This is a genomic window from Streptomyces sp. NPDC096205, from assembly GCF_044763135.1.
Classification (GTDB): Bacteria; Actinomycetota; Actinomycetes; order Streptomycetales; family Streptomycetaceae; genus Streptomyces.
In genome coordinates, this window is the sequence record NZ_JBIWFS010000001.1 from 508,928 (window position 1) to 535,747 (window position 26,820).

The 26,820-nt window shown below is 72.0% G+C and carries 26 protein-coding genes, 2 tRNA genes and 1 pseudogene; 11 read left to right on the forward strand and 18 right to left on the reverse strand.

What is annotated here, in order from left to right:
• Positions 1 to 34: 34 nt before the first annotated feature.
• The 8 genes and pseudogenes from ACIQ6Y_RS02290 to ACIQ6Y_RS02325 all read right to left on the reverse strand — a co-directional run bounded on the left by ACIQ6Y_RS02290 (position 35) and on the right by ACIQ6Y_RS02325 (position 5,608).
• On the reverse strand, positions 35 to 1,543 hold the full coding sequence (locus tag ACIQ6Y_RS02290) for a DUF4246 domain-containing protein (RefSeq protein WP_404031643.1): 1,509 nt from the start codon (positions 1,541 to 1,543) through the stop codon (positions 35 to 37).
• A 183-nt stretch (positions 1,544 to 1,726) separates the two neighbouring features.
• Positions 1,727 to 1,803 (reverse strand) — tRNA-Pro (locus ACIQ6Y_RS02295).
• Between the two features lie 53 nt (positions 1,804 to 1,856).
• On the reverse strand, positions 1,857 to 2,498 hold the full coding sequence (locus ACIQ6Y_RS02300; protein ID WP_404031646.1) for an SRPBCC family protein: 642 nt from the start codon (positions 2,496 to 2,498) through the stop codon (positions 1,857 to 1,859).
• Between the two features lie 81 nt (positions 2,499 to 2,579).
• Positions 2,580 to 2,879, reverse strand: a complete 300-nt coding sequence (locus tag ACIQ6Y_RS02305; RefSeq protein ID WP_404033659.1) for an MFS transporter — start codon at positions 2,877 to 2,879, stop codon at positions 2,580 to 2,582.
• Between the two features lie 16 nt (positions 2,880 to 2,895).
• Positions 2,896 to 3,990 carry a 4-oxalomesaconate tautomerase gene (locus tag ACIQ6Y_RS02310; RefSeq protein WP_404031649.1) on the reverse strand — a complete coding sequence of 365 codons (1,095 nt, stop codon included), beginning with the start codon at positions 3,988 to 3,990 and terminating at the stop codon, positions 2,896 to 2,898.
• 137 nt (positions 3,991 to 4,127) lie between these two features.
• Positions 4,128 to 4,283, reverse strand: a pseudogene (locus ACIQ6Y_RS02315) (PIG-L family deacetylase); the annotation flags it as partial.
• 68 nt (positions 4,284 to 4,351) lie between these two features.
• Complete coding sequence (locus tag ACIQ6Y_RS02320) at positions 4,352 to 5,002, reverse strand: GntR family transcriptional regulator (protein WP_404031651.1); 651 nt, start codon at positions 5,000 to 5,002, stop codon at positions 4,352 to 4,354.
• 99 nt (positions 5,003 to 5,101) lie between these two features.
• A complete protein-coding gene (locus ACIQ6Y_RS02325) occupies positions 5,102 to 5,608 on the reverse strand; it encodes a hypothetical protein (RefSeq protein ID WP_404031653.1) in 507 nt (168 codons plus the stop codon).
• A 129-nt stretch (positions 5,609 to 5,737) separates the two neighbouring features.
• Here ACIQ6Y_RS02325 and ACIQ6Y_RS02330 point away from each other — a divergent pair, with 129 nt between their 5' ends.
• Positions 5,738 to 6,082 (forward strand): cupin domain-containing protein, encoded by a 345-nt coding sequence (locus ACIQ6Y_RS02330; protein ID WP_404031656.1) that lies wholly within the window; start codon positions 5,738 to 5,740, stop codon positions 6,080 to 6,082.
• 130 nt (positions 6,083 to 6,212) lie between these two features.
• Here the strand turns inward: ACIQ6Y_RS02330 and ACIQ6Y_RS02335 are convergent, their stop codons facing one another.
• Positions 6,213 to 7,214, reverse strand: coding sequence for a LacI family DNA-binding transcriptional regulator (locus ACIQ6Y_RS02335; RefSeq protein WP_404031658.1), 1,002 nt, complete (start codon positions 7,212 to 7,214; stop codon positions 6,213 to 6,215).
• 117 nt (positions 7,215 to 7,331) lie between these two features.
• Between ACIQ6Y_RS02335 and ACIQ6Y_RS02340 the strand changes: the two genes are divergently transcribed.
• Both ACIQ6Y_RS02340 and ACIQ6Y_RS02345 read left to right on the forward strand, forming a co-directional pair.
• Complete coding sequence (locus ACIQ6Y_RS02340; protein WP_404033661.1) at positions 7,332 to 8,492, forward strand: Gfo/Idh/MocA family protein; 1,161 nt, start codon at positions 7,332 to 7,334, stop codon at positions 8,490 to 8,492.
• Between the two features lie 47 nt (positions 8,493 to 8,539).
• The gene (locus tag ACIQ6Y_RS02345) at positions 8,540 to 9,544 is read left to right on the forward strand and encodes a Gfo/Idh/MocA family oxidoreductase (protein WP_404031661.1); all 1,005 of its coding nucleotides are present in this window, start codon (positions 8,540 to 8,542) and stop codon (positions 9,542 to 9,544) included.
• 4 nt (positions 9,545 to 9,548) lie between these two features.
• Here the strand turns inward: ACIQ6Y_RS02345 and ACIQ6Y_RS02350 are convergent, their stop codons facing one another.
• On the reverse strand, positions 9,549 to 10,931 hold the full coding sequence (locus ACIQ6Y_RS02350) for a glutamate decarboxylase (protein WP_404031664.1): 1,383 nt from the start codon (positions 10,929 to 10,931) through the stop codon (positions 9,549 to 9,551).
• 332 nt (positions 10,932 to 11,263) lie between these two features.
• Here ACIQ6Y_RS02350 and ACIQ6Y_RS02355 point away from each other — a divergent pair, with 332 nt between their 5' ends.
• Positions 11,264 to 12,250, forward strand: a complete 987-nt coding sequence (locus ACIQ6Y_RS02355) for a DUF3068 domain-containing protein (protein WP_404031667.1) — start codon at positions 11,264 to 11,266, stop codon at positions 12,248 to 12,250.
• A 220-nt stretch (positions 12,251 to 12,470) separates the two neighbouring features.
• Here the strand turns inward: ACIQ6Y_RS02355 and ACIQ6Y_RS02360 are convergent, their stop codons facing one another.
• The 5 genes from ACIQ6Y_RS02360 to ACIQ6Y_RS02380 all read right to left on the reverse strand — a co-directional run bounded on the left by ACIQ6Y_RS02360 (position 12,471) and on the right by ACIQ6Y_RS02380 (position 17,170).
• Positions 12,471 to 13,352: an ATP-binding cassette domain-containing protein gene (locus ACIQ6Y_RS02360; protein WP_404031671.1), complete on the reverse strand. Its 882-nt coding sequence runs from the start codon at positions 13,350 to 13,352 to the stop codon at positions 12,471 to 12,473.
• A gap of 7 nt (positions 13,353 to 13,359) precedes the next feature.
• Positions 13,360 to 14,421 carry an ABC transporter permease gene (locus tag ACIQ6Y_RS02365; protein ID WP_404031673.1) on the reverse strand — a complete coding sequence of 354 codons (1,062 nt, stop codon included), beginning with the start codon at positions 14,419 to 14,421 and terminating at the stop codon, positions 13,360 to 13,362.
• Positions 14,421 to 15,443: a sugar ABC transporter substrate-binding protein gene (locus tag ACIQ6Y_RS02370; protein ID WP_404031676.1), complete on the reverse strand. Its 1,023-nt coding sequence runs from the start codon at positions 15,441 to 15,443 to the stop codon at positions 14,421 to 14,423. The genes ACIQ6Y_RS02365 and ACIQ6Y_RS02370 overlap by 1 nt, the downstream gene beginning before the upstream one ends.
• Positions 15,444 to 15,651: 208 nt before the next feature.
• Complete coding sequence (locus tag ACIQ6Y_RS02375) at positions 15,652 to 16,455, reverse strand: DUF427 domain-containing protein (protein ID WP_404031679.1); 804 nt, start codon at positions 16,453 to 16,455, stop codon at positions 15,652 to 15,654.
• 43 nt (positions 16,456 to 16,498) lie between these two features.
• Positions 16,499 to 17,170 carry an NUDIX domain-containing protein gene (locus tag ACIQ6Y_RS02380; RefSeq protein ID WP_404031682.1) on the reverse strand — a complete coding sequence of 224 codons (672 nt, stop codon included), beginning with the start codon at positions 17,168 to 17,170 and terminating at the stop codon, positions 16,499 to 16,501.
• A 175-nt stretch (positions 17,171 to 17,345) separates the two neighbouring features.
• Here ACIQ6Y_RS02380 and ACIQ6Y_RS02385 point away from each other — a divergent pair, with 175 nt between their 5' ends.
• Genes ACIQ6Y_RS02385 through ACIQ6Y_RS02395 form a run of 3 tightly spaced genes read left to right on the forward strand, consistent with a single transcriptional unit; the run spans position 17,346 to position 20,016 of the window.
• Positions 17,346 to 17,885 carry a helix-turn-helix domain-containing protein gene (locus ACIQ6Y_RS02385; RefSeq protein WP_404031684.1) on the forward strand — a complete coding sequence of 180 codons (540 nt, stop codon included), beginning with the start codon at positions 17,346 to 17,348 and terminating at the stop codon, positions 17,883 to 17,885.
• Positions 17,882 to 18,610 carry an SDR family NAD(P)-dependent oxidoreductase gene (locus ACIQ6Y_RS02390; protein ID WP_404031686.1) on the forward strand — a complete coding sequence of 243 codons (729 nt, stop codon included), beginning with the start codon at positions 17,882 to 17,884 and terminating at the stop codon, positions 18,608 to 18,610. The genes ACIQ6Y_RS02385 and ACIQ6Y_RS02390 overlap by 4 nt, the downstream gene beginning before the upstream one ends.
• Positions 18,607 to 20,016, forward strand: a complete 1,410-nt coding sequence (locus ACIQ6Y_RS02395) for a phytoene desaturase family protein (RefSeq protein WP_404031688.1) — start codon at positions 18,607 to 18,609, stop codon at positions 20,014 to 20,016. Before ACIQ6Y_RS02390 ends, ACIQ6Y_RS02395 begins: the two co-directional genes overlap by 4 nt.
• Positions 20,017 to 20,107: 91 nt before the next feature.
• Here ACIQ6Y_RS02395 and ACIQ6Y_RS02400 read toward each other — a convergent pair.
• A tRNA-Pro gene (locus ACIQ6Y_RS02400) sits at positions 20,108 to 20,181 on the reverse strand.
• A gap of 120 nt (positions 20,182 to 20,301) precedes the next feature.
• On the opposite strand from ACIQ6Y_RS02400, the gene ACIQ6Y_RS02405 reads away from it, so the two are divergent.
• From ACIQ6Y_RS02405 to ACIQ6Y_RS02415, 3 genes are all read left to right on the forward strand, one after another.
• A complete protein-coding gene (locus ACIQ6Y_RS02405) occupies positions 20,302 to 20,817 on the forward strand; it encodes a DUF309 domain-containing protein (RefSeq protein WP_404031691.1) in 516 nt (171 codons plus the stop codon).
• A 70-nt stretch (positions 20,818 to 20,887) separates the two neighbouring features.
• Positions 20,888 to 21,661: a precorrin-6A synthase (deacetylating) gene (gene cobF, locus ACIQ6Y_RS02410; RefSeq protein ID WP_404031693.1), complete on the forward strand. Its 774-nt coding sequence runs from the start codon at positions 20,888 to 20,890 to the stop codon at positions 21,659 to 21,661.
• Between the two features lie 64 nt (positions 21,662 to 21,725).
• Positions 21,726 to 23,801: an MDR family MFS transporter gene (locus ACIQ6Y_RS02415; RefSeq protein ID WP_404031696.1), complete on the forward strand. Its 2,076-nt coding sequence runs from the start codon at positions 21,726 to 21,728 to the stop codon at positions 23,799 to 23,801.
• A gap of 1 nt (position 23,802) precedes the next feature.
• Here the strand turns inward: ACIQ6Y_RS02415 and ACIQ6Y_RS02420 are convergent, their stop codons facing one another.
• Complete coding sequence (locus ACIQ6Y_RS02420) at positions 23,803 to 24,537, reverse strand: cobalt-precorrin-6A reductase (RefSeq protein ID WP_404031699.1); 735 nt, start codon at positions 24,535 to 24,537, stop codon at positions 23,803 to 23,805.
• Positions 24,538 to 24,614: 77 nt separating this feature from the next.
• Entirely contained in the window at positions 24,615 to 26,039 is a 1,425-nt protein-coding gene (locus ACIQ6Y_RS02425) for a purine-cytosine permease family protein (RefSeq protein WP_404031702.1), read from the reverse strand.
• A 98-nt stretch (positions 26,040 to 26,137) separates the two neighbouring features.
• Here ACIQ6Y_RS02425 and ACIQ6Y_RS02430 point away from each other — a divergent pair, with 98 nt between their 5' ends.
• The gene (locus ACIQ6Y_RS02430; RefSeq protein ID WP_404031705.1) at positions 26,138 to 26,809 is read left to right on the forward strand and encodes a TetR/AcrR family transcriptional regulator; all 672 of its coding nucleotides are present in this window, start codon (positions 26,138 to 26,140) and stop codon (positions 26,807 to 26,809) included.
• Positions 26,810 to 26,820 lie beyond the last annotated feature (11 nt).

Genomic DNA, 26,820 nt, shown 5'->3' on the forward strand with positions numbered 1-26,820 from the left:
GCCGGGGCTTCGTCATGTCGAGGGCCGCGTGCGTTCAGTGCTCGCAGAGGGAGAATTCCCGTTCGTAGAGCTGTTCGTTGTGTTCGGCGACGAAGAACTTGCGCTCGTGCATGAGCTGCTCGCGGAAGTCCTTGGCCTGTTCGAGCGTCATGGTCGAGGTGTCGGACCAAGGTTGCTGCGGCGGCACATCGGAGGTCGAGACGATCTTTTCCGACGGGTCGACCAGGAAGAACGCCACGATCTTGCGGTGTCCCGGGCGGGTGGGGTCCATGAGGCGGAACGAGCCGACGCGGTGTTGCAGGATGTTCGGGAACGCCAGGCAGCGCCCCTGAGGCGTCGATGCCGATCCCAGCATCTGGTTCAGTGCGTCTTCGTTCTCCAGGCCGTAGACCTCGCGCACACCGTTGTCGTCGTTCTGTTCGTAGTCCGGGTCGTCGAGTGCGGCCCGGAAGCTCAGCCGGCTCTCGGTGATGTTCTCGCTGTCCCAGTAGTAGATGCCGGTCGAGACGATCCGCTCGTTCAGCATTCCCTCGACGTGCCAGGAACCGCCGGGGTATTCCGGCTTCTCCGGGGTCAGATGAATGGTGGCGAGCTTGACGATGACCTGGAGACCGCGGCCGCGCAGATCGACTCGGGCGGATGCGTCGGGCACCTCGGGCGGGGTGAAGTCCGGGGCGTCCGGGACGACCGGGCGGCGGTTCTCCCACCAGTCGTCCTGGGCCGCTTCCCAGGCACGGACCGCCTCCGCGTAGGCCCCGTCGTCGCTGTAGGAGGACTTGTCCGGCTGCTCCGGCTCCGAGTCGTACCACCCGTAGGGGTCGGCCTCGATCCGCAGGGGCCGCGGATGGCGCAGATCGGTGAGCACGTTCTCCAGCAGCGGGCGCATTCGCGCGAACAGGTCCGGCAGGACGGCAGCCAGTGCGTGATGGGTCTCGGGGTGGACGTTGTTGACGTACGAACGGAAGGCGACAGCGCCGTCGTCACTGACATCGACGTCGGTGGGCAGCCACTGGAACCTCTCCGAGAACTCGTACTTCGAGTAGCGGTCCGTGGGGTTCTGCCAGGCTCGCTCGGGCGCGCCGCTGACCTCTCTCACCAGGCAGAACAGTGAGGGATGCACCAGATCCAGTACCTGCCCGTCGGATCCGGGATGCCAGTCCTGCTCAGCTTCGGGGACTTCTTCCAGGACCCGGACCGCCTCGCGCAGCCGTGACCTGAGTTTGTCGTCGATCAGGGTGTCCGACTGCCACACCCCGTCGACGGCGGACACCTCGATGCCGGTGCGTCCGTCCCGCAGCGCGGCGTAGTGCACGAGTTCGGCGAGCACATAGCGGACCTGCGCTTCGGTGAGGCCCTGGGCAACCGCTTCGCGCGTCCACCTGGCGACGATGTCGGCATCGTTCATCTTGTCGAACCATCCCGGCTTCGCCCGGATGTGCGCGCTGCACTGCATCATCTGAATTTCCCGGAGCGTACGGGGTGTCGCGTACGTTATGGAACGGGAAGCGTGGAAGGGCAGCGGAAAGGCAGACAGGCCGGTCAATTCTCGTGATCCCTAAGGTCGTTGTGCGGTGGCGGGAAGGATAGCCCAGCCCACTGACACCACGGCCGCGCGAGCCGCCGACCGCCCGCCCCGACCGGCGTGGCCGCGACCGCCCGTTCCCCGGACGCACGAAAGGCCGCCCTCTCATGGATGAGAGAACGGCCTCCGACCTGCGTTTCCGCGTGGTCGGGACGACAGGATTTGAACCTGCGACCCCTTGACCCCCAGTCAAGTGCGCTACCAAGCTGCGCCACGTCCCGATGTGCGCGCATCACGGGTGTTCCGCGTGATCGTGCAGGTAAACCTTACCGCATCAGGCGGAGGGGTCCTCGCCGGTGTAGGCGGCCCTGGTGCGGTCGGCGGCGGCGCGGGCGGCGGTGGGCTCCTCGCCGCTCGTGACGTGAGCCGCGTACCAGTCCTCGCCCGCGGCCGTGACGAAGGCGAGGCCCTCGGGGGAGCCGAACCAGGCCATGGCCTGGGCGGGGTCGACGGGGGCGCCGGAGGACAGGTGGAGGGTGAGGCCGACCAGGGCCATGTCCCAGCCGACGCCGACCGCGCCGGGGCCGAACTCGGTCCACTTCTTGTCGTCGTCGGGGTCGAGGTGCGCCAGCTCGAAGCGGGTGCGGCCCTCGCCCTCGGGGGTCAGGCGCAGTTCGATCCGGCTGACGTCACCGCCGTACTCCCAGGTCGCGAGGAAGCCGTGGGGCGGGTCGCAGCGCTCCACGGTGCCGCCCGCGTGGTTCTCCAGCTGGTAGTGGCCGCCGGTGCGCAGCTCCCCCGACACCGGCAGGAACCACTGCGGGATGCGCCGGGGGTCGGTGCAGGCCGCCCAGAGGTCCTCGGCCGGGACGTCGTAGCTCCGGCTCAGGCTCACCACCCGCACCTGGCCACCGTCGACGGCACGTCGGCCGACCTCACGGCGTACGGAGTCGATCTGCTGGGTCACGTCGATCATGGGGCTCCTCCGAGTGGGTCCGGACGCCACCCATCCAAGCAGTGGCGCCGGGTCCGGGCATCCAGGAGGCCTGCGGGCGGGTCAGCCCGCCGGGGACAGCGAGCGCGGCGTGTCGGCCGACGCGGCGGGCCGCAGAGACCGCAGGCCGCCGAGTCCGATGCCGGCGACGAACCGTCCGAAGCCGAACGCGCCCAGGCTGCCGGCCGTGGCGCACAGAGCCGAGGCGAGGGAGAAGAGGGCGGTCGAGACGTTGCTCGTCTTCTTGCGGCCGGCCCAGTCGCTGACGGCGCCGGAGGCGAGCGCGCCGATCAGCATGCCGAAGGTGGCGTAGGAGCCGATGTCACCGGCCTGGGCAAGCTGGGCGTGGCCGATGTGGGCGATGTCGCCGAGCGGGGAGTCATCGTCGGCCTCCTGGGGGCTGTGCGGGTTCGGTCCTGGGGAAGACGGTGCCGTCGAGGATCTTGCGGGCCGTGCGGACCACGGCGGTGCGGCGGGCGACGGGCAGGCCGTCGGGGCCGGCGCCCAGGCCGCTGTCGATGTCGAGGAACCCGGTGGGGTGTTCGATGCGCACGCGGTCCCCGTCGGCCGGGAGCCGGGCGAGGTCCGCGCCGACACCGCCCTCGACGCGTACGCCGGCGGCGACGCTCGCCGCGCCGAGCACGCCGATCGAGGTGTGGCAGCGCACCGGGATGAAGGTGCGGGTGGTGATCGCGCCGCCGTCGCGGGGCGGGGCGAGCAGGGTCACCTTGGGCACGGTGGTGGCGGACACGTCCCCGAGGCCCATCAGCCGGCCCGCCGCCAGGCGCAGGGAGCGCAGCCGCTCCGCCAGGACGGCGTCCGCCTCCAGCTCCTGCGGGGACTCGTAGCCGGTGACACCGAGGGCCGTGGCGGGGATCAGGACGGTCGGCATGCCGTTGTCCACGCAGGTCACAGGGATGCCGTCGATCTCGTCGCGGACCCGGCCCGTCGGCAGCAACGGCCCCTCGCCGGGCGGGAACTCGATCTCCACAGCGGCCGCCGTGCCGGGCACGCCCGAGATCTCGGCGTAGCCCGTGTAGTCGACGCGGCCGCCCGGGGTGGGGAAGGTCGCGACGGCATGGTCACCGGTGTTGACCATGCGGATGCGTACGGCGGTACGGTCCTCCCCCGCCGGGACGAGCCCGCGCTCGACGGCGAACGGGCCGACCGCGGCGAGGATGTTGCCGCAGTTCTGACGGTCACTCACCTCAGGCTTGTCGACGGCCACTTGGAGGAAGAGGTAGTCGATGTCGGCGCGCGGGTCGGCCGAGGGCGAGACCACCGCCACCTTGCTGGTCAGCGGGTGGGCGCCGCCCAGCCCGTCGATCTGCCGCGGGTCCGGGCTGCCCATGATGCTCAGCAGCAGCTCGTCGCGCGCGGCCGGGTCGGCGGGCAGGTCCTCGGCCAGGAAGCAGGCGCCCTTGGAGGTGCCGCCGCGCATCAGCATGCAGCGCACTTCTGCGGGGCCGGTCATGACCCGGCCTCCTCGGCGGCGTACTCCTCGTACGACCGGCAGGTGACGCCCAGCCGGGCCAGGGTCTCGCGCAACTCGTCGCGGTCCACGCCGAGTTGGCCGTCGGGGAAGGCGGCCCGGGTGGCGGCCTCCTTGGCCTCCCCGCGGGAGGCGGCCAGGGCGGCGGCTCCGCCCGCCCGCCACGCGAAGTCGCCGGCGTGGGCGGTGACGACGAGCGTCGAGCGGGGCGGGGACGGGGGTCCCCCCGCTCGGGCGGAGCCGAGAGCGGGGGAGGGCGCATCCGCGTGCGTCATGGATGGATCTCCTAGGAGTGACAGGTGTGCGCCCGCCTCGCACGGATCGGTGCGCCCCCTCGCGACGGTCAGTCGCGCAGCGCCTCGATCACGCTGGTGAGGTGGGCGCGGACGGCCGCCTCGGCCGCCTGCGGGTCCCTGGAGGTGATCGCCTCGATCATCGCCAGATGCTCGTTCAGGGAGTGCTGCGGGCGCCCTGGGCGGAGCGCCAACTGGAAGCGGTGGCGCACCAATTGGGCGTTGAGCCGCTCCAGCAGGTCCACGGCCGTGCGCTGGCCGGAGCACTCCCGGACCTTGGCGTGCAGCTCCTGGTTGAGCTCGGAGTAGGTCATCGGCTCACCGTCGGCCACGGCCTTGGCCATGGCCGCGCCCAGCTCCTTCAGCTCGGCGAGCTGTTCGTCGCTCGCCGCGACGGCGGCCTTCGCCGCGCACAGCCCTTCCAGGGCCATACGGCACTCGGTGATGGCGACCGCCTCCTCGACGGTCACCACCCGCACCCGTGAGCCACGGTTGCGGATCCGCTCGACCAGACCCTGGCCCTCCAGATCGATGAGCGCCGCGCGGATGCTCGCCCGTGTCACATCGAACTGCTCGGCGAGCTCCTGCTCCACCAGCCGCTGCGCCGGTGCCATCTCGCCGTGCAGGATCGCCTGCCGCAACTGCGCGAGCGCATGCTGCTTGGCCTGCTCCCCGGTGCTCGGACGGGCTTCTTTCGGCACATGCCCTCCCTGAGTGAGTGCCTGTCGAAACTAAATCTAGTCCACAACATTGTCAACAATTTCGTCGACGACACTCGACCGGGCTCGGACACCCGCCCGCTACTTGATCAGCGCGTTGGCCACCACCACGACCACCCCGAGCAGGGCGTCCACCAGACCGAGAAGAACCGCCCGGCCCCACGACCGGTGCGACCAGCGCGCCGTCAGCAGGCCCAGCGCGAACAGCAGCGCGATGTTGAGAGCGAAGGCCGGGTACTCCACACTCTTCGCCGGCCACCAGCCCCAGCCCGCACCCGCGAGCACCACCACGGTCGGCAGCACGGCAGCCACCAGCGGCCACTCGTCGGCCAGCGTGCGCAGCACGTCCCAGCGGCGGTGCGGCCCCCGCTCGGCGATGTAGTGCGCGTATCCATGAGCCAACGCGGAGGCGAGCGCCGTCACCAGCAGCCACAGGGCGTCGTAGCGGCGGTCACCGCGCGAGGAGTGGCCGTACTGGGTGAGCGCGGCGACGATCGAGCTGGCCAGGACGGCGCCGTAGACCCCGCCGAACAGCACGGCCTCGCGTGTGTCGTGCCGGTGCCGCTCCAGGGGCGGGTTCTGGGCCATGCCCTCCACGATCACGCGGCGCGATCACCCCCGCCACTTCGCCGACCCGACGGACTGTCCCGTCACCAGGGCCGATACCCCACACTCTGTCGCCGCCCGGGACACCCACCCGCTCGCTAGGGTCGCCCCATGACCCACAGCTTCGCTCTCCACATCCCCGACGCCGCCCTCGAACCCGAGCCCCTCGACCCGGCCCAGATCGTGTCGGGCACGCCCGAGGTGACCGGCAAGGTCGTCTGGGAGTCGGCGGACGGCAAGCAGCTCCGCGGCATCTGGCAGATCACGCCCGGCGTGGTCACCGACACGGAGGCGGACGAGCTGTTCGTGGTGATCAGCGGCCGCGCCACCGTCGAGGTCGACAACGGCCCGACCCTGGAGGTCGGCCCCGGCGACATGGCGATCCTGCGCGCGGGCGACCGTACGACATGGACGGTCCACGAGACACTGCGCAAGGCGTACGCGATCAACCTCTGAAACTGTGGCGCCCCAAAAGGGGCGCGGGACTGTACCGATGTGCGGCTCCGCCGCGTGGGCGCGACCAGCCACACACAACCCGCACCCGGCACCCCACAGAACCACCCAAGACGCCCGCCCGGCTGGCTGGTCAGCCCGACGGCGCAGCCGTCGTCCCCCGCACCTCCAGCACCGGCGCAGCCAAGTACACCCGCCCCTCTCCCCCGGCGGACGCGAACCGGTCGAGGAGAAAGCGCGCGGCCCGTCGGCCGACCTCATGGCCGGCCTGGTCGACGGTCGTGAGCCACAGGTGCCGCAGCCGGGAGACACCGGTGTTGTCGTAGCCGGTCACCGACACGTCGTGCGGCACCCGCAGCCCCAGCCCCTCGGCAGCCGACAGCACCCCCACCGCGGCGGTGTCATTGACCGCGAGGACGGCCGTCGGCCGGTCCGGCCGGGCCAGCAGGCGCACGCCGGCCCGGTGCCCGCTCTCCTCGGTCATGTCACCCGGCTCCACCACGGCCCCGGCCGCCAGCCCGTGCTCCCGCATGACCTCCTCGAAGGCACGCCGCCGCAGCTCCCCCACCGCCCCGTACCCGGCGAGGTGGGCGATCCGGCGGTGGCCGAGGCCGATGAGGTGCTCGGTGACCAGCCGGACACCCCGTTCGTCGTCGCCGGCCACCAGGTCCACACCGGCCGGCACCGGCTCGCGCGCCCCGGCCACCACGACCGGCACCTGTGCGGCGACCGCTCCGAGCGCGGCGGGTTCGGGCAGCGTGCCGACCACGACGAGGCCGTCCACGCCCAGGTCCGTCAGGGGCCCCGCCGGGTCCTGGCCGGCGCGCCGGTTCAGCCGGGCGTCGGCGAGCAGCATGTTGAGGCCGTTGTCGTGCAGCAGGGAGTTCAGGCCGTCGAGCAGGTCGACGAACCAGGGGTTGCGCAGGTCGTTGAGGAGGACCCCGACCGTGCGGGTCCGCTGCTCGCTGAGGCTCCGCGCGGCCGCGTTCGGCCGGTAGCCCAGCTCCCGTACGGCCCGCAGCACGGCGTCCCGCTTCTCCGGCCGCACCTGCGCCGAGCCGCGCAGCACCAGGGAGACCAGCGACTTGGACACACCGGCCCGCTCGGCGACGTCACGGATGGTCGGCGGTCTCATGGGATGGACCGTTCCACGCGGCGCGCCCGGTTGTCAAAGGCCTTGACACGCCCCACAGCCGCGCCCAGGGTGGCGTGGACAGGTGTTGGACCGGTCCAAGAAGTGGGGCAAGCCATGGTGGTGCGCGCACTCGGTGTCGCCGTCGTCGGGTTCGGCTGGATGGGCCGGGTGCACAGCCAGGCCTACGTCCGCGTCCCGCACCACTATCCGCACCTCGACGTACGGCCCGAGCTGGTGGCGGTCGCCGACGAGGTGCCGGGACGGGCTCAGGCGGCGGCCGCGCAGTTCGGCTTCGCCTCCACCACCCGCGACTGGCGGGAGCTGGCCGCGGACCCCGGGATCGAGGCGGTCAGCATCACCGCGCCGAACTTCCTGCACCGCGAGATCGGTACCGCGATGGCCGCCGCGGGCAAGCACATCTGGATCGAGAAGCCGGTGGGTCTGGCCCTCTCCGACGCCCGCGCGGTCGCCGACGCGGTCGCGGGGTCCGGGGTGCAGGGCGCGGTCGGCTTCAACTACCGGAGCGCGCCCGCCGTCGAGACGGCCCGCGACCTGATCGCCGCCGGGGAGATCGGCACGGTCACGCATGCCCGCATCCGGTTGTTCTCCGACTATGCCGCCCACCCCGAGTCCGCCCTGACCTGGCGCTACGAGCGTGAGCGCGGCGGCAGCGGAGTGCTGGGCGACCTCGCCTCGCACGGCGCGGACCTCGCCCGGTATCTGCTGGGCGACATCGCCGAACTCACCGCCGACAGCGCGGTGTTCGTCCCCCACCGGCCCCGCCCCGCCGGAGCGACAGCCGGTCACGCCCGTGCCGCGGGCGGCGCCCTCGGCCCGGTCGAGAACGAGGACTACGTCGGCTGCCTGCTGCGTTTCGCCTCCGGCGCCCGCGGTGTGCTGGAGGCCTGCCGGGTGTCGGTCGGCGAGCAGAACGCCTACGGCTTCGAGGTGCACGGCACCAAGGGCGCGCTGTTCTGGGACTTCCGCAGAATGAACGAGCTCGGCGTCAGCCGTGGCACGGCCTACCAGGACCAGCCGGTGAGCCGGGTGTATGTCGGGCCGGGCGACGGCGAGTTCGGCGCGTTCCAGCCCGGAGCGGCGAACGCCATGGGCTACGACGACCTGAAGGTCATCGAGGCGTACCGCTTCCTGCGCTCGATCGCCGAGGGCCGGCCGTACGGGGCCACGCTCATGGATGCGGTGCGCAGTGCCGCCGTACTGGAGGCGATGGAGCGCTCGGCGAGCAGCGGCCGGTGGGCCGACGTCGAGGCGCCATAGACCAGTTGCACGCCGGAACCCCCTCTGTGACCCAGTAAGGAGCACCCATGCGCATCGGAATCCTCGGCCTCGGCCGGATCGGCGCCTTCCACGCCGAGACCCTCTTCGGACTCGACGTGGTCGAGTCGCTCGTCGTGGCCGACCCGTTCGCGGACGCGGCGGCGGCCGCTGCGAAGCGGTTCGGCGCGCAGGTCGTGGACTCGCCGGAGGCGCTGCTGGCGGCCGGGGTCGACGGGGTGGTGATCGCGGCCGCGACGGACGCCCATCCGGGGCTGATCCGGGCCGCGGTCGAGGCGGGGGTGCCGGTGTTCTGCGAGAAGCCGGTCGCCCGGACGATGGCCGAGGGCGTCGAGGTCCTCAAGGCGGTCGAGGGGACCGGGGTTCCGGTGCAGATCGGGTACAACCGCCGCTTCGACGCCGGTTTCGCCGCCGCCCGGCGGGCCGTACGGTCCGGGGAGCTGGGCACCCTGCACACCGTACGGTCGACGACGCTGGACCCGGCTCCGCCGCCCGCCGCGTACGTCGCCGCGTCCGGGGGCATCTTCCGGGACTGCTCGGTGCACGACTTCGACATCATCCGCTGGGTGACGGGCCGCGAGGTGAACGAGGTGTACGCCGTCGGCGGCAACCGGGGCGCCGCGTACATCCGGGAGGCCGGGGACGCCGACACCACCGGCGCGCTGCTCACCCTCGACGACGGCACGCTCGCGGTGGTGTCCAACTCCCGCCACAACGGCCGTGGTTACGACGTCCGCATGGAGATCCACGGATTCGCCGACTCCATCGCCGTCGGTCTGGAGGACAAGCTGCCGCTGCGATCGGTGGAACCGGGCGTACGCTTCCCCGCGGGCACGCCGCACGACTTCTTCATGGACCGCTTCACCGCCGCCTACCGTGCCGAACTGGCCGCGTTCACCGAGGTGGTGGCCGGGTCCCGGCCCTCCCCCTGCACGGTCGCGGACGCGCTGGAGGCGGGGTGGATCGCGGAGGCGTGCGCGCTGTCCCTCGCCGAGCACCGGCCGGTGCGGCTCGCGGAAGTGCGTACCGTCTGAACTGTCAGTGGTGGAAGCCCGGTTGCTCGGTCACATGGGGCCCGGGCGCCTCGGTGAGCCGGGCGACCGCGGCGCGGATGTCGTCGGCGAGCAGGGCGACCTTGTCGTAGCCGATGCCGTGTCGGACCAGGACGCGGGCGACGACGGTGTCCTGGCGTCCGGCGGGCAGCGGGTACGCCGGGACCTGCCAGCCGCGTCGGCGCAGCTGGTCGGAGAGGTCGTGGAGGGTGAAGGGCGTGGCGGCGGGGTCGGTGAGGGTCCAGGAGACCCCCGGGAGGCCGCCCTGTCCGTCGTGCAGGACGGTGAAGGGGCCCATCCCGGCCAGCTTGCGCGCCAGCATCCCGGCACTGTCCGCGCAGGCCCCGTGCACCTTGGCGTAGCCCTCACGGCCCAGGCGCAGCAGGTTGTAGTACTGGGCGACGACCTCGCCGCCGGGGCGGGAGAAGTTCAGCGCGAAGGTGGGCATATCGCCGCCGAGGTAGTCCACCCGGAACACGAGGTCCTCCGGGAGCAGGTCGGCCGACCGCCACACCACCCAGCCGACGCCGAGCGGGGCCATGCCGTACTTGTGCCCGGAGGCGTTGATGGAGGCGACCCTGGGCAGGCGGAAGTCCCACTCCAGGTCGGGCTGGAGGAAGGGCGCGACGAAGCCGCCGCTCGCCGCGTCGATGTGCAGGGGGATGTCGAGGCCCGAGTCCCGCTGGATACGGTCGAGTTCGACGGCGATCTCGGCGACCGGCTCGTAGACGCAGGTGTAGGTGACGCCGAGGATGGCGACGACGCCGATGGTGTTCTCGTCGACGTGGTCGCGGAGTTGGTGGGCGCGCAGGCCCGACGCGCCCTTCTCCAGCGGGACCTGGCGCAGTTCGACGTCGAAGTAGCGGGCGAACTTCTCCCAGCACACCTGCACAGGACCCGCGACGAGGTTGGGCCGGTCGGTGGACTTGCCCTCGGCGCGGCGGCGTTCGCGCCAGCGCCACTTCAAGGCGAGGCCGCCGAGCATGCCGGCCTCGCTGGAGCCGGTGGTGGAGCAGCCGACGGTGGAGGTGCCCTGCGGGGAGTTCCACAGGTCGGCCAGCATATGGACGCAGCGGTTCTCGATCTCCGCGGTCTGCGGGTACTCGTCCTTGTCGATCATGTTCTTGTCGAGGCACTCGTCCATCAGCGCGTGCACCTCGGGCTCCGCCCAGGTGGTGCAGAACGTGGCGAGGTTCTGGGCGGCGTTGCCGTCGAGGGTGAGCTCGTCGTGGATGAGGGCCCGCACCGCCCGGGCGTCCGACACGCGCTGCGGCATGCGGTACTTGGGCAGGGCGTGTTCGCTGATGGGCAGGGCGTACACGTCGTCGAAGGGTTCCGCGTCGCCGCGGTGCGTGCGGTGCAGCGCCATGTCCGTGATCCCCGGGTCGAGGGACGTGTGGAGGAAGGAGGCCGGAAGCGAACACCCGAGCAGCACGCGTGAGGACTGCGACGCCGCGACCGGCCCCCTCTTGTCGTCAGTCTGGCGGGGCGGGGGTGGTGGCGCCCTTTTTGCGCGTCCGGACGGGGTGGCCCCAGTCGTTCGGCGGCTGCGGGCTCGTCGTGGCTCGTCGCACCCGCGTGGCGGAGCCGCACATCCGATACAGCCCCGCGTCCCCGGGCCCGTTTTTGTCACGCGCGTGCGTAGACGCGGTCCCTCCGCCGCCATACGGTCCCCGCAGTCGAGCCCTCCTGGAGTGCCGGATGCGTCGCACCGCTTCACCGCTGGCCCTGATCCTGCTGGGGGCCGGCGTCTTCCTGCTGGTCCTCGCGCCGATGCTGGCGTGGTACGTCGCGCCGCGCGCCGCGGTGAACCCGATCGACATCGACGTGACCGCGGTGTACGAGGGGAAGGGCAGCTATTTCGACGTGGCCGCGGCCCGGACGGTCGAAGGGCGCCGCATCACCGTCACACAGCGGGTGCGGGGCGATGTGGCGGACAGCGAGGCGAGCGGGAAGGCCGTGTGGGACGTCGTGACGACGATCGACACGGACGGCTCGCTGCCCGCGGCCGACCCGCACGACGCCCTGGACTTCACGCAGGCGCGCTGGGTCACCGACCGCCGCACCAACCGGCCCGCGCACTGCTGCCAGGAGCAGCCGTACCACGAGGGCGAGGCGTATCTGAAGTTCCCCTTCGACGTGCAGCGGCGCACCTACCAGTGGTGGGACAGCGCGCTGGGCGCGACCGTCCCGCTGGCCTACCGGGGCGAGCAGAAGGTCCAGGGGTACGAGGGGTACGTCTTCACCGGCACGGTCGCCCCCACCAAGGTCGGCACGCGGCAGGTGCCGGGCGCGCTGGTGGGGCGGCGGGGCGCCGCTCAGGTGCTCGCCGAGGAGTGGTACTCCAACCACGGCATCAGGCTGGTCGTCGACCAGGCCACCGGCCGCGTCCTGTACGCGCAGCTCGGTCCGCGCCGGACGCTGCGCGCGCCGGGTGCCGCGAAGGACGCCGTGGTGCTGCTCGACGTGCCGAAGCTGGCTCACACCACCGCCACGCAGAAGTTCGCGGTGGACAAGGCGCGGCAGGAGAGCGCCCTGCTGCGGGCCGTGAGCACGTCCGTGCCCGTCGGTGCCACCGCCGGTGGGTTCCTGCTCGCCGTGGCCGGTGCGGTGCTGCTGGTACGGGGCCGGCGGCCGGTCTCCCCCGAACCGGCCGCCACTGCGCCCGTGCCTCAGCCGGTCGGCTAGGGCCTGTCTTCCGGATCAGGCCGGCCATGAGGGACATGGGCGTCTTGGCCGGGTCGAGCGGGGTCTGGTGCGTGCAGCTGCAAGGCGGAGGAGGGCGTCGACGCGATGGGGGTCCCCCCGCGCGAGCTCGATTCGAGCGTGGGGGAGTCGGCAACCGACGACAACGCGGCAGATGTGCGTGCCAGGCCCCGCGACGCCGGCATGATCCGGAAGACAGGTCCTAGGGCCCGACGTCCGGACCATGGCGGCGTCGCCCTGATCCGGAAGACAGACCCTGGGGCCTGACGTCTTCGGGCTCCGGGAGCCCCCCGGTGTCGACCCCGTCGACCTGGGCCAACTCGTGCTTGAGGGCGGCGAGTTCGGCGCCGCCCGCCATGTGGTTGGTCAGCTCCTCCAGGGTGACCCGGTCGCGGGCGGCGCTGAGTTCGAGGGTGCCCAGGCGCAGCACGCCGAAGTGGTCGCCGACCATGTAGGCGTGGTGGGGGTTGTGGGTGATGAAGATGACGCCGAGGCCGCGGTCGCGGGCGGCGGCGATGTACTTCAGGACCACGCCGGACTGTTTGACGCCGAGGGCGGCGGTGGGCTCGTCGAGGATGAGGACGCGCGCGCCGAAGTGGACGGCGCGGGCGATGGCGACACACTGCCGCTGGCCGCCGGAGAGCGTGCCGATGGGCTGGTCGAGGTCGTCGAGGACGATGCCCATGGCACGGAGTTCCTGGTCCGCGGTCCGCTTCATCGTCTCGATGTCGAGGCGGCGCAGCGGCCAGGGCACCTTGGTGAGTTCGGAGCCGAGGAAGAAGTTGCGCCACACCGGCATCAGCGGCACGGTCGCCAGGTCCTGGTAGACGGTGGCGATCCCCCGGTCCAGCGCCTCGCGCGGGGTGGTGAAGCGCACGGGGGTGCCGTCGACGAGGAACTCGCCCTCGGTGTGCTGGTGCAGCCCCGAGACGATCTTGATGAGGGTGGACTTGCCGGCGCCGTTGTCGCCGAGCACACAGGTGACCCTGCCGGGGTGCACGGACAGGTCGACGCCGTGCAGGGCGCGGATGTTGCCGTAGGACTTGCCCGCGCCGCGCAGTTCCACAAGAGGGTGTTCAGTCATCGGTGGGTCACCTCCGGGTCGCCGTGCGGCTGACCCACAGATTGATCAGGACGGCGCCGAGCAGCATCACGCCCAGGAACGCCTTGAACCAGTCGGGGTTCCAGCCGGCGTAGACGATGCCCTGCTGGACCATGCCGAACATGAAGGCGCCGAAGACGGGCCCGATGGCGGAGCCGTAGCCGCCGGTGAGCAGGCAGCCGCCGATCACGGCCGCGGCGATGTAGATGAGCTCCTGGCCGACGCCCTCGCCGGACTGCACGGTGTTGAAGGAGAACAGCTGGTGCATGCCGACGAACCAGGCGCCGAAGCCGACCAGCATGAACAGCGAGATCTTGGTGAAGGTCACGGGCACGCCGACCGCCCGGGCGCTCTCCTTGTTGCCGCCGACCGCGAAGACCCAGTTGCCGTACTTGGTGCGCAGCAGCACCCAGGTCGCCAGCGCGGCGAAGACCAGCCACCACACCACGGTGATCTTCACCTGGACGCCGCCCACGCCGAAGGACGAGGCGAAGAGCGCTCTGGCCTGGCCGAAGCCGTCCATGTCGCTGATGTCGTCGGTGGCGACGTTGCCGGTGACCCACTTGGTGACGGCGAGGTTGACGCCCTGGAGGATCAGGAAGGTGCCGAGCGTGACGAGGAAGCTCGGCAGGCCGGTCCTGATGAGCAGCCACCCGTTGAACAGGCCGACGCCGAGCGAGACGACGAGGGCGATCAGTACACCGACCCAGACGTTCATGGTCAGTTGGTAGCTGACCATGCTCGCGGTCAGCGCCGAGGTGATCACCGCGACGCCGGAGGAGAGGTCGAACTCGCCGCCGATCATCAGCAGCGCGACCGGCAGGGCCATGATGCCGATGGTGGACGACTGGTAGAGGATGTTCGCCATCGAGCTGCCGTCGCGCACCGCGGGGGCGGCGACGAGGAAGAACACGAACACCGCCGCGGCACCGAGCAGGACGCCGACCTCGGGGCGGGCCAACAGCCTGCGCGCGAAGGGGCGTTGTGCGGTCCGCCCGTCGGTCTCCTTCCCCTGGACGGGGGCCGGCGGCGCCTGCTGGGCCATGTTCATCACCGGGTGCCCTTCGCGGCGAACGTGTCGACGCTGGCCACGTTCGACTTGTCGACGAAGGCCGGGCCGGTGAGCACCGGCTGCTCGCCGCCGCCCATGTAGTTGCCGTTGTTCTCGTAGAGCCACAGCGAGTCGATCGCCAAGTAGCCCTGGAGGTAGGGCTGCTGGTCGACGGCGAACTCGATCCGCCCGTCGGCGATGGCCTTGGTGAGCTGCTTGTTGAGGTCGAAGGTGGCGACCTTCGCCTTGCTGCCGGCCTCGGAGACCGACTGGCCCGCGGTCAGCGCGATGGGGGCGCCGAGCGCGACGACATGGTCGATGTCGCCGTCCTTCTTGAGCTTGGCGGTGATGGTCGACTTCACCGAGGGCATGTCGGTGCCGTTGACGTAGAGGTTCTCGATGGCGCCGGAGAACGTCTTCTGCACGCCGTCGCAGCGCTGGGTGAGGCCGATGTTGCCCTGTTCCTGGATGACGCAGACGGCTTTCTTGGAGCCGACCTCGTTCAGCCGCTTGCCGAGGGCCTCGCCGGCGACGGTCTCGTCCTGGCCGAAGAACTCCAGCAGGTCGAGCTTCTGCCATTCGCTGACACCGGAGTTGAGGCCGACCACGGGTATGCCGGCCGCCTTCGCCCTGGCCACCACGTCCTTCAGGGCGTCGGGCTTGGCGAGGGTGACGGCGATGCCGTCGACCTTCTGGTCGATGGCGTTCTGCACGAGGTTGGCCTGGTTGCCCGCGTTGGGGTCGGCGGAGTAGATCAGCTCGACGTTGTCCTTGGCAGCGGCGGCCTCGGCGCCCTTGCGGACGATGTCCCAGAAGGTGTCGCCGGGCGACTGGTGGGTGATCAAGGCGATCTTGATGCGGGGCGTGTCGGCCTTGCCCGCGGAGCCGCCACCTCCGCCGCCCTCCTCGGCCTTCTTGCCGCCGGAGCTGCTGGAGCAGCCGGCGAGGGCCAGCGCCACCGCCGCGGCCAGGGCCAGAGCGGGAGCGATTCTGCGGGAGCGGGGGCGCGAAGAGCGGTCCATCTTTCCTGCACCTCACTGTGCGACAGGGGGAAGGCTCGGCTGTTGCGACCGGATTCCACTCCCTCGTCGCACCCGCTGTCAATACTTTGTCAAGACATCATTTCAGGAGCAGGTCAGAATGTCAGCACAAAGTCAGGAAACGCAGCTGGTGTGGCCGTTCCCTACCCCCGGCCGCGGCGGTCAACCGCGAGGGACTTCCCGCTGCCGGTCAGGGCCTGAGTGTCTTGCTGAACAAGGTGACCGGGCGCTCCAGCCGTACGCCGTCCACGGTGAGGTCCACGGCCTCGTTGTAGAAGGCCAGCAGCCCCTTCACGGCGGCCACCGCGGGCAGCGGCTCGGCGTAGCTCCACAGGATGTTGCGCGGGACCTCGCCCCCGCCCTGCCAGGTCCAGTACTCGGCCGTGCCCTTGTACGGGCATCCGGTGCGGCGGTCGGTGGGCTCGAACAGGTCGAGCCGGACGTCCTCGCGCGGGAGGTAGTACCGCGTCGGCAGCCCGGTCTCGAACAGCAGCACCGGGCGGTGGGTGTCGGCGACGACGGTGCCGGCGATCTCCACCTGGACATGGCGGCTGCTGGGCAGGGCGTCCACCCGTTTGTGCGGGTCGCGCGGGTGGACGAAGATCTCTTCCTCCTCCTCGTACCAGTGGTCGAGGCCGCTGCCCCAGCGCCGGAACCACTCGAAGGCGATGTGCCCGGCCAGGTCGGCGCCCGGGTACGTCCACGCGGCGTTCGCCACCTGCTCGGGGCCGGAGCGGAGGTCGTAGAAGATCCGCGCCCCCCGGTGCTCACCCGTGGGCGGGTCCGCGGCCGGGTTCAGCAGGTCGGTGCGGACGTCCTCGCGCGGGAAGGCGTAGCACGGCACGGGCACCTCGGGCTCCCACACCAGGACGGGTTGCCGGCTGTCGACGACGGTGACCTCGCCCTTCACGCCGCGCACCCAGCGCTCACTGGGCTCCCACAGCAGGCCTTCGGGCGTCGTACGGACCGACCGCTCGGTGGGGAAGACAGGCATGGCCCACTCCTTCGAAGCACCTCTGCGGAGCCCCCTTCGGAGCCTACGCCCGGGCGAAGGGGCCCTCCAGCGCAGCCCACTGCAGCAGCATGATCGTCTTGGCGTCGGCGATCTCGCCGGTCCGGATCATCTCCAGCGCCCTGCGGAAGGGCAGCTCCAGGATCTCGATGTCCTCGCCCTCCTCGTCGAGCCCGCCCCCTTCGTGCGTACGGGTCGAGGGGCCGTACTCGGCGGCGTAGAAGCTCACGCGCTCGGTGACCGAGCCGGGGCTCATATAGACGTCGAAGACATGCCGGACCGCCCCGATGGTGTGCCCGGTCTCCTCCACCACCTCGCGCCGCACGGCGACCTCCGGGTGCTCGCCCTCCTCGTCGAGCACCCCGCCCGGCGTCTCGATCAGCATCCCGTCGGGGTGGCCGTTCACATACACCGGGAACCTGAACTGCCGGGTGAGCAGCACCGTCTCCCGCTCGGCGTCGTACAGCAGCATGGTCGCGCCGTTGCCCCGGTCGTGTGTCTCGCGCTGCTGAGTGCTCCAGCTGCCGTCGGCCCGCTGGATGTCGTACGTCGTGGCCCGCTCGACGTACCAGTGGCTGGACAGCAGCTCCACCTCGCGCACCTTGACCCGCGGGTTGCCGGCCAGGTCCAGGCCGGTGCGGTGCAGGCCGGTGCGGCCGCGGCGGTCGGGGGTGTCGGCTCCAGGTGTGGTGGTCATGCCTGCTTCTACCACGGCCGGATGTCGGCCAGGTGGCGGGCGGTCGGGAGGCCGCCTCGATGAGGACGCGCGTGGCGGTGGCGAGTCGCTCGACGTCGCCCGGGTCGGTGAGTCACCGGTGAGGGGTGTACCGCTGGTACATCCCTCCGCGGCCGGGACGCCGTACCGTCGAGATGTGGACAACCGTGAAGAGGTCCGCGAGTTCCTCACCTCGCGGCGGGCGGAGATCACCCCCGAGCGGGCCGGGCTGCCCGCCGGCAGCAGACGGCGCGTGGCGGGCCTGCGGCGCAGCGAGGTCGCGGCGCCGGCCGACATGAGTGTCGAGTACTACGCGAAACCGGAGCGCGGCAGCCTCGCCGGCGTCTCCCCCGCCGTCCTCGAGGCCGTCGCCCGCGCGCTGCGGCTCGACGACGCCGAGCGCGCCCACCTGCTCCATCCGGCGCAGGCCGCCGACGGCTCCGACGCCCTCACCCGCCCCCGGCGCCGGGCCGGCCGGCAGTGGACGCCGCACCGCAGCCTGCAGCGGTTCCGCCACCCGGCCGTCGGTGACCTCACCCTCGCCCACGAGGGCCTGGAGATGGCCGCCGACCCCGGACCGACCCTCACCGTCTACACCGCCGAACCCGGCTCCCCCTCCGAAGAGGGCCTGCGCCTGCTCGCCTCCTGGGCCGCCACCCAGGAGGCCGGCCCGCCCCCGCAGCCGACGCGCTCATGAGCCGCATCCTGGTGACGGGCTCCACGGACGGCCTCGGCCGCGCCGCGGCGGACGCGCTGCTGTCCGCGGGACACGAGGTGGTGGTGCACGCCCGCAACGAGCAACGCGCCGCGGCCCTCGACGAGTTGACCGGTCGCGGGGCGGACCTGGTGGTGGGCGACTTCGCGGACCGTGACGCCGTACGGCGGATCGCCGCCGAGCTGAACGCGGCGCGGCCGCTCGACGCGGTCATCCACAACGCCGGCGTGTGGAGCGGGCCCGCGGTCATGCCGGTCAACATCGTCGCGCCGTACCTGCTGACCGCCCTGCTGCGCGCCCCGCGGCGGCTGGTGTACCTGAGCAGCAGCTCGCACTTCGGTGGCCGCCCCCTGCTCACCGGGATCGACTGGCGGGGCCGCAGCGCGGGGTCGTACTCCGACAGCAAGCTGTTCGTCACGACTCTCGCGGCGGCGGTGGCCCGGCTGCGTCCTGACGTACTGAGCAACGCCGTGGACCCGGGCTGGGTACCGACCAGGATGGGCGGCCCGAACGCCCCCGACGACCTCGAACTCGGCCATCGCACCCAGGAGTGGCTCGCCACCGGCGACGACCCCGAGGCCCTCACGTCCGGCGGCTACTGGTACCACCGCCACCTGCGCCGGCCCCACCGGGCCGTCCACGACGAGGAGTTCCAGGACGCCCTGCTGGAGGCGTTGGCGCAGGAGACGGGGGAAGCGGTCACATGACCACCGCGGTCGTGGTCGGCAGCGGGCCCAACGGGCTCGCCGCCGCCCTCACCCTCGCCGCCGCGGGCGTACGTGTCCGGGTCGTCGAGGCCGCCGACGTCCTCGGCGGCGGGACCCGCTCCGGTGAGCTGACCCTGCCCGGCCTGATCCACGACGAGTGCTCCGCCATGCACCCCCTGGGGCCGGGCTCGGCCTTCGCGAGGCGGTTCGACCTGGCCGGGGCCGGGCTGACCTGGCGCTGGGCGCCGGCCGAGTTCGCGCACCCGCTGGACGGCGGGCGGGGCGCGGTCGTGGTCCGGTCGGTGGCCGGGACCGCCGCCGGGCTGGGGGCGGGCGGGCGCGGCTGGCAGCGGGTGTTCGGCCCGCTCACCGAGCGGTTCGGGACGATCAGCGAGGAGTTCCTGCAGCCGGTGCTGCACCTCCCCCGGCACCCCTTCCACCTGGCCCGCCTCGGCGTCTACGCCGGCCTGCCGGCCACGCTGCTCGCCCGCCGCTTCGGCTCGCCCGAGGCCCAGGCGCTGTGGATCGGCGCGGCGGCGCATGCCTTCCGTCCGCTGAACAGCCTCGCCTCCTCGGCGATCGGGGTCCCGCTGACCGCGTCCGCGCACGCCGTCGGCTGGCCGGTCGCCGAGGGCGGTTCGGCCGCGATCCGGGACGCGGTCCTGGTGCGGGCCGCCGAGTACGGCGTGCGGTTCGAGACGGGCCGCCGGGTGACCTCCCTCGACGAGCTGGGCGGCCCGGACCTGGTCATGCTGGACACCTCACCCGCGGCGGCCGCCCGGATCGCGGGTGACCGGATGCCGGCCGGGGTGCGCCGCGCGTACACCCGCTACCGGCACGGCCCCGGCGCGTTCAAGATCGACTACGCCGTCGAGGGCGGGGTGCCATGGACACACGAGGGCTCGCGCTCGGCGTGCACGGTGCACCTCGGCGGCAGCGTGGCGGAGATCGCCGCCGCCGAGCAGGACGTGGCGGCCGGCCGGATGCCCGAGCGGCCGTTCGTCCTCGTCGGCCAGCAGTACCTCGCCGACAGGACCCGCTCGGCGGGCGGCGTACACCCCCTCTACGCCTACGCGCACGTACCGGCCGGCTACACCGGCGACGCCACCGAGGCGATCACCGCGCAGATCGAGCGGTACGCGCCCGGCTTCCGCGACCGGATCCGGGCCGTCCACGTACGCTCCACCACCGAGATCAGCCGGCACAACGAGAACTACGTCGCCGGCGACATCGTGACCGGCGCCAACGACCCCTGGCAGCTGCTCTTCCGCCCCCGCGCGGCCCTCGACCCGTACGCCACCGGTGTCCCCGGCGTCTACCTGTGCTCCGCCGCGACCCCGCCCGGAGCCGGGGCCCACGGCATGTGCGGCTACAACGCGGCACGGCGGGCCCTCGCCCGGCTCTGAGAGATCGTCTTGCGGAAACGGGCCCCCGGGAACGGCCGAGGGCTGTTTCAGATGTGCTCTGAAACAGCCCTCGATCTGCGACTTTCACAAGTCGGGACGACAGGATTTGAACCTGCGACCCCTTGACCCCCAGTCAAGTGCGCTACCAAGCTGCGCCACGTCCCGATGCCGTGATCCGCGGGTGACCCGCGTGATCATGCGGACAGTACTTTACCTCACCCGGCGGGGCAGACCGAAGCGGGGCGGCCGGGCGGGCGGTCGGTTGGCCGGGCGGACAATGGGCGTATGGAGCATGCGGAGGGCCGTGCAGCCGCCCGGGACCGGGACAGTGAGGGGCGGGCGCGCAGTGCCCGGCCGCGGGACGGGCTGGGGCGGCCGTTGCCGTACGGGGCGCCGGGGGTGGAGCGGCAGCCGGAGGGGGTGCCGCGCAGCCCGCGGGAGACGGTCGACGAGGCGCAGGCGCTGCTGGACGCGGGCAAGCCGTTCCATGCGCACGAGGTGTTCGAGGACGCCTGGAAGTCGGGCCCCGAGGAGGAACGAGAACTGTGGCGCGGCCTCGCCCAGCTCGCCGTCGGCCTCACCCACGCGGCCCGCGGCAACACCACCGGCGGTGCCCGGCTGCTCCGGCGCGGGGCGGCCGCGGCCGAGGAGTGGGCCGCCAGTGACGGCCGCCCCCGGCCGCACGACGTGGACGTGGCGCACGTCGTGGCCTGGGCCCGGGAGCTGGCGCGCATGGTGGAGGCCGGGGACGAGCACCCAGTGGACGCGGCCGCGCGCGCACCCCGGCTGCGGGGGCGCTGAGCCGGACCCCGTCACCGGGAGGGCACGGCCGGTGTACGCGGTGTCGGTGGCGTACGGCAGACTCGGGGGCGTGCGAAGGATTCATGTCATCGGTATCGGTGCGGGCGACCCCGACCAGCTGACCCTGCAGGCGGTCAGGGCGCTGCGGGACACGGACGTCTTCTTCATCCTGGAGAAGGGCGAGGTGAAGTCGGACCTCACCGACCTGCGCCGGGACATGCTCCGGGCGCACATACCCGAGGGGACCTACCGGGTGGTCGAGGCGCGCGACCCGGAGCGGGACCGCAGGGCCGGCGGGGCCGCCTACTCCCCGGCCGTCGGGGACTGGCGCAGCGCCCGCGCGGACATCTACGAGCAGCTGATCACCGCGGAGCTCGGCGAGGAGGAGACGGGCGCGTTCCTGGTGTGGGGCGACCCCGCGCTGTACGACAGCACGCTCGGCATCCTCCAGGAGGTGCTGGAGCGCGGCGGAGTGGCCTTCGAGTACGACGTCGTACCGGGCATCAGCAGCGTCTCGTCGCTGGTGGCGCGGCACCGCACCGGGCTGAACCGGGTGGCCCGGCCGGTGCAGATCACCACCGGGCGGCGGCTCGCCGAGGGCTTCCCGGAGGGCGTGGACGACGTGGTGGTGATGCTCGACGCCCACCAGACCTTCCGGCAGTACGCCGACCAGGACATCGACATCTACTGGGGCGCGTACCTCGGCACCCCGGACGAGATCCTCGCCTCCGGTCCGATCGCCGAGGCCGCTCCCCGCATCGAGGCCCTGCGGGCCGAGGCGCGCGAGCGCAAGGGCTGGATCATGGACACGTACCTGCTGCGCCGCAACCCCGGGGACGTCTGAGAGGCCCCACCCGCGCGGTCGGCTCCCGCGTGCGCGTGCGGGCGGCCGATGTGATCGTGGCCTCGTGACAGTCGCCGAGGAAACCGCTCCGCCCGCCGCGCAGCCTCCCGTGCTGGACAGCCGCCGTCGCAACGTCGTCTTCGTGACGATCATGCTCGGCATGCTCCTCGCGGCCCTCGACCAGACCATCGTGGGCACGGCGTTGCCGACGATCGTCTCCGACCTCGGCGGCGCGGAGCACATGTCGTGGGTGGTGACGGCGTATCTCCTGGCGGAGACCGTCGCGACCGTGCTGGTCGGCAAGTTCGGTGACCTGTTCGGCCGGAAGGTGGTCTTCCAGGTCTCGGCGGTCGTGTTCATCACGGGCTCGTTCCTGTGCGGCCTCGCCTCGAACATGTCGCTGCTGATCGCCTGGCGGGCCATGCAGGGCATCGGCGCGGGCGGTCTGATGGTGACGTCCATGGCGCTGATCGCGGACGTCATCCCGCTGCGGGAGCGCGGCAAGTACCAGGGCGCGATCGGCGCGGTGTTCGGGGTGGCCACGGTCATCGGCCCGCTGCTGGGCGGCCTGTTCACCGACCACCTGACCTGGCGCTGGGCGTTCTATGTCAACGTGCCCATCGCGATCGTCGTCGTGGCGGCCGCGGCCCGCACCATCCCGGTGGTGAAGTCGGCCGTCCGCCCGGTCATCGACTATCTGGGCATCGCCCTGGTCGCGGCGGGCGCCAGCGCGCTGATCCTGGCGACGAGTTGGGGCGGCAACGAGTACGCGTGGGGCTCGGGCGTCATCATCGGCCTGTTCGTGGGCGGCGTCCTCGCGCTCGGGCTGTTCTGCTGGGTGGAGACACGGGCGGCCCAACCGATGCTGCCGATGCGGCTGTTCGGCAACCCGGTGTTCACGGTCTGCTCGGTGCTCAGCTTCATCGTCGGTTTCGCGATGCTCGGTGCGATGACCTACCTGCCGAGCTATCTGCAGTACGTGGACGGCGACTCGGCGACGATCTCCGGGGTGCGTACCCTGCCCATGGTGATCGGCCTGCTCATCGCGTCGGTCTTCAGCGGCAACGTGGTCAGCAAGACGGGAAAGTACCGTCTCTTCCCGGTCGTCGGCGCGCTGGTGATGGGCCTCGGCCTGTATCTGATGTCCCTGATGGGGCCGTCGACGGGGGCGTGGCTGGAGTCGCTGTACATGTTCGTGCTCGGCATCGGGATCGGGCTGTGCATGCAGGTCCTGACGATCGCCGTGCAGAACACCGTCGACTACGCCGACCTCGGCACGGCCACCTCGGGCGTCACCTTCTTCCGTACGCTGGGCAGCTCGTTCGGCACCGCGGTGTTCGGCACGATCTACACCAACACCCTCACGCCCAGGCTGCGGGAGGCGATCGGCGAGGCCACGGCCACCGGCACGGTCGACGCCGAGACCATCGGCCGGGCGGCGACCAGCCCCGAGGGCGTGCACCAGCTGCCCGGCGAGGCGGCCGCGCCGATCGTCGACGCGTACGCGGACACGCTCCAGACGGTGTTCCTGTGGACCGTCCCGGTCGCGGCGCTCGGCTTCCTGATCGCCCTGCTGCTCAAGCAGGTCCCCCTGCGCGACAGCGCCCGCATGGGCTCCACCGACATGGGCGAGGGCTTCGCCTCACCGCACGGCGCCGACTCGCAACGGCTCCTGGAGACCACCGTCGCGAAGATCATCGCCGGGACCGACCTGAGCACGGCCCGCAGACTGCTGCGCGACTCCGACAGCCGGCTCGACATCGCCGGGGCCTGGGCGGTGATGCAGGTCGACCTCTTCACGCGCATGGTCGGCCACGCGGGCCTCGGCCTGATCGCGGCCCGCCGGCACCTTCCGCCGGAGGTGCTGCTGCCGGTCTTCGACCGCATGGTCGACGAGGGCTACCTCACCCGCGACGGCATGCTCCTCTCCCACACCGAGGCGGGCGCCCGCGAGGCCGCCCTCATCGGACAGGCCTGGTCGGGCTGGCTGGAGGAACGCGTGCACCAGGACTTCGGCCGCCCGCCCGGCGCCGACCTGCGCGCGGCGGTCCACACGATCGCCAAGCGGCTGCTGGTGGAGGACCTCAACAGCGGACTGCCCGACCGCGCCGACCAGTTGACCGCGGCCGCCGCGCCCTGAGTCACACCCCCAGCCGGTCCAGGACACCCGCGAGATCGGGCACGGCCACCACCCCTTCGGGCAGCGGCGGACGCCGTACGACGACCACCGGCAGCCCCAGCCGTCGCGCCGCCGTGAGCTTCGCGGCGGTCGCCTCTCCCCCGCTGTCCTTGGTGACGACGACGTCGATACGGCGGTCCCGCAGCAGCTCCGTCTCGCCGGCCTCGGTGAACGGGCCGCGGGCCAGGAGGACTTCGGTGTGCGGCGGCATCGGCGGCTCGGGTGGCTCCACGGAGCGAGCGACGAAGTGCAGGCCGGTGAGGTGGGCGAAGGCTCCCAGCCCCAGGCGGCCGGTGGTCAGCAGCACCCTTTGCCCGAGGCCGGGCAGCAGTGCAGCGGCCTCGGCCAGGGAGCCGGCCCAGTGCCAGCGGTCCCCCTGCCGGGGGTGCCAGCCGGGGCGTCGAAGGACCACCATCGGCACGCCGCTGACCGCGGCGGCGCGGGCCGCGTTCGCGGTGATGCCCTCAGCGAAGGGGTGAGTGGCGTCGACCACGGTGTCGACCCCGTGCTCATGCAGCCAGTCGGTGAGTCCCTCGGCACCTCCGAACCCGCCGATGCGGACCTCCCCCTCGACGGCCCCAGGCCTCTTCACCCTTCCCGCCAGGGAGGTGGTCACCCGGATACCGGGCCGTGCTGCCAGCTCGTCGGCCAGACGGCGGGCCTCGGTGGTGCCGCCGAGGATGAGGATGTGCGACATGCGGCCGAGCGTAGTGGGCCTGACCGCCGTCGCCCGACTGCGGGTCGCGTGGGGCAGCCCGCACCCGCGGACCGCCCTCAGCCACCCACCTTCTTCCGCGCCCCCACCGCGTACACCACCGCCGTCACCACAAGACCCGCCGGCAGGGCGATGTCGACCCCGCCCAGCGCCTGCGCGATCGGCCCCGTGTACAGGGTGTTCACCGACAGCGCGGACACCAGCACGCCCGCCCCGAGGCCCGCCACCCCCGCCAGGTTGAAGCCCCCCGTGTACCAGAACGCGCTGCCCGGCCGCTCATCGCCGAGCGCAGCGCCGTCGTAGCGATTGCGGCGCAGGACGATGTCCATGGCGTACACCGCCGTCGCGGGGCCGAGCAGGACGACGGTGAGCTGGAGGACGTCCGAGACGGTGTCGAGGAAGTCGGAGACCAGCAGCGCGTACAGCGTGAGCGCGACGGCCACGGCACCGTCGACGAGCACGCTGAGCGTGCGGCGGATGCGCAGCCCGACGGCCTGGAGGGCGAGGCCCGCGCTGTAGGCGGTCAGGGCGTTGATGGCGATCGTGCCGAGGACCAGGGCCAGCAGGAACACCGGCTCGAACCAGCCCGGCAGCATCTGCCCCAGCGCCGACTGCGGGTCGGACATGTCCACCGCGGTCGCGGCGAGGGCGCCGAGCGAGGAGACGACGACGCTGGGCAAAAAGGCGCCGGTCGCGGTCCAGCCGATGATCGCCCGGGCCTTGGAGGTGCGCGGCAGATAGCGGGAGAAGTCGGCGCTGGTGGTGTACGACAGCGGGCCGGAGCCGATGAGGGTGACGCCGGCGAGGAGGGTGGCCCACAGGCCGGTGCCGGTCAGCGGTGCCTCGGGCGTGTAGGAGAGGTCGGCCCCGCGCAGCACGTACGCGGCCACGACGGCGAACACGGCCGTGAGCGCGAGGGTGATCGGCACGTAGAGCCGGACGATCAGGGCGTGGCCGTAGACGCTGATGGTCAGGGTGGCGGCGGCGATGACCACGACGACGGCCGCCTGGACGCCGGTGTTCAGCGGGAGGCCGGTCTTCTCGACGAGGGCGAAGGCGGCGGTCGCGGCGGCGGCGAGGTTCAGCGCGAAGTAGCAGACGGAGATCAGCCAGCCGGTGATCGCGTTGTTCACGCGGTTGCCGCGGACGCCGTAGACGGCGCGGGTGATCACCTCGCTGGGCGCGCCCGCGGCCGGTCCCGGGATCGCGAGGAGCCCGGTGAGCAGCCAGAGCAGGTTGCCGACGACGATGACGGCGAGGGCCTGCCACAGGCTCAGGCCCATCAGGACCAGCGCCCCGCCGATGACGAGGCTGAGGTAGTTGACGTTGGCGGCGGCCCAGACGGAGAACAGCTCGCGGGGGCGGCCCCGGCGTTCGGAGTCGGGGATGTGGTCGATGCCGTGGGCCTCGATACGGGCCGGACCGCCGGGCGGGGCGGAGCTGCCGTCCGCGTCCTGCTGCGATTCGGGAGTGGTGGACACCATGGGCCCTCCGGGAGCGGTTGTGGCGACCTCGGGAACCACTATTGGTCGAGAGACCAATAGTGTTGCTTATTGGGCGCACACTCAATAGCATCCGCGATATGTCGTCAAGCGTTCAGCGCAAACGAATCCGCAAGGACCCGGCCGCCCGCCGGGCGGAGATCGTCGACGCCGCCGCAGCGGTCGCCCTGGCCGAGGGGCTGGAGTGCGTCACCCTGCGGCGGATCGCCGAGGAACTCGATGTCCGCCCGGGCCTGATCAGCCATTACTTCCCGTCCGCCGAGGACCTGGTGGCCGAGGCCTTCGGCAGCGCCGCCGGCGCCGAGATCGACGCACTGCTTCCGGCGGAGCGGCCGCAGGGCACGCCCACCGGTCATCTGGCGAGGTTCCTCGGGCACACGGCCGGCGAGGCGTACGACGCCATCAGCCGGCTGTGGATCAACGCCCGGCACCTCAGCCGCTACCGCCCGGTGCTGCGCGAGCGCGTCACCGTACAGGAGGCCGCATGGCGGGCCCGGCTGGAGGGGCTCGTCCGGGAGGGCGTCGAGACGGGCGAATTCCGTACGGAGGACCCGCTTGTGACGACCCTTCAGATTCTGGTCGTCCTCGACGGGCTGGGGGTCGACGCCAACGTCGGCCACGAGGATCTGCCGGACGCCGTCGCCCGGATGGCGTTCATCACGGCCGAGCGTGAACTGGGCCTGGAGCCGGGCACGTTGAGCCGCCCGGCCGGGACCGGCCCCGGCGCCGAGGACGCCGCCGACTCCCCGTGAGCCACCCCCTT

Bases quoted from the DNA above. Each gene is read 5' to 3' on its own strand.
- ACIQ6Y_RS02300 (WP_404031646.1), bottom strand. From the start codon at position 2,498: ATGATCGACGTGACCCAGCAGATCGACTCCGTACGCCGTGAGGTCGGC.
- ACIQ6Y_RS02310 (WP_404031649.1), bottom strand. From the start codon at position 3,990: ATGACCGGCCCCGCAGAAGTGCGCTGCATGCTGATGCGCGGCGGCACC.
- ACIQ6Y_RS02325 (WP_404031653.1), bottom strand. From the start codon at position 5,608: ATGGCCCAGAACCCGCCCCTGGAGCGGCACCGGCACGACACACGCGAG.
- ACIQ6Y_RS02330 (WP_404031656.1), top strand. From the start codon at position 5,738: ATGACCCACAGCTTCGCTCTCCACATCCCCGACGCCGCCCTCGAACCC.
- ACIQ6Y_RS02335 (WP_404031658.1), bottom strand. From the start codon at position 7,214: ATGAGACCGCCGACCATCCGTGACGTCGCCGAGCGGGCCGGTGTGTCC.
- ACIQ6Y_RS02345 (WP_404031661.1), top strand. From the start codon at position 8,540: ATGCGCATCGGAATCCTCGGCCTCGGCCGGATCGGCGCCTTCCACGCC.
- ACIQ6Y_RS02350 (WP_404031664.1), bottom strand. From the start codon at position 10,931: ATGGCGCTGCACCGCACGCACCGCGGCGACGCGGAACCCTTCGACGAC.
- ACIQ6Y_RS02355 (WP_404031667.1), top strand. From the start codon at position 11,264: ATGCGTCGCACCGCTTCACCGCTGGCCCTGATCCTGCTGGGGGCCGGC.
- ACIQ6Y_RS02360 (WP_404031671.1), bottom strand. From the start codon at position 13,352: ATGACTGAACACCCTCTTGTGGAACTGCGCGGCGCGGGCAAGTCCTAC.
- ACIQ6Y_RS02365 (WP_404031673.1), bottom strand. From the start codon at position 14,421: ATGAACATGGCCCAGCAGGCGCCGCCGGCCCCCGTCCAGGGGAAGGAG.
- ACIQ6Y_RS02370 (WP_404031676.1), bottom strand. From the start codon at position 15,443: ATGGACCGCTCTTCGCGCCCCCGCTCCCGCAGAATCGCTCCCGCTCTG.
- ACIQ6Y_RS02375 (WP_404031679.1), bottom strand. From the start codon at position 16,455: ATGCCTGTCTTCCCCACCGAGCGGTCGGTCCGTACGACGCCCGAAGGC.
- ACIQ6Y_RS02380 (WP_404031682.1), bottom strand. From the start codon at position 17,170: ATGACCACCACACCTGGAGCCGACACCCCCGACCGCCGCGGCCGCACC.
- ACIQ6Y_RS02390 (WP_404031686.1), top strand. From the start codon at position 17,882: ATGAGCCGCATCCTGGTGACGGGCTCCACGGACGGCCTCGGCCGCGCC.
- ACIQ6Y_RS02395 (WP_404031688.1), top strand. From the start codon at position 18,607: ATGACCACCGCGGTCGTGGTCGGCAGCGGGCCCAACGGGCTCGCCGCC.
- ACIQ6Y_RS02405 (WP_404031691.1), top strand. From the start codon at position 20,302: ATGGAGCATGCGGAGGGCCGTGCAGCCGCCCGGGACCGGGACAGTGAG.
- ACIQ6Y_RS02420 (WP_404031699.1), bottom strand. From the start codon at position 24,537: ATGTCGCACATCCTCATCCTCGGCGGCACCACCGAGGCCCGCCGTCTG.
- ACIQ6Y_RS02425 (WP_404031702.1), bottom strand. From the start codon at position 26,039: ATGGTGTCCACCACTCCCGAATCGCAGCAGGACGCGGACGGCAGCTCC.
- ACIQ6Y_RS02430 (WP_404031705.1), top strand. From the start codon at position 26,138: ATGTCGTCAAGCGTTCAGCGCAAACGAATCCGCAAGGACCCGGCCGCC.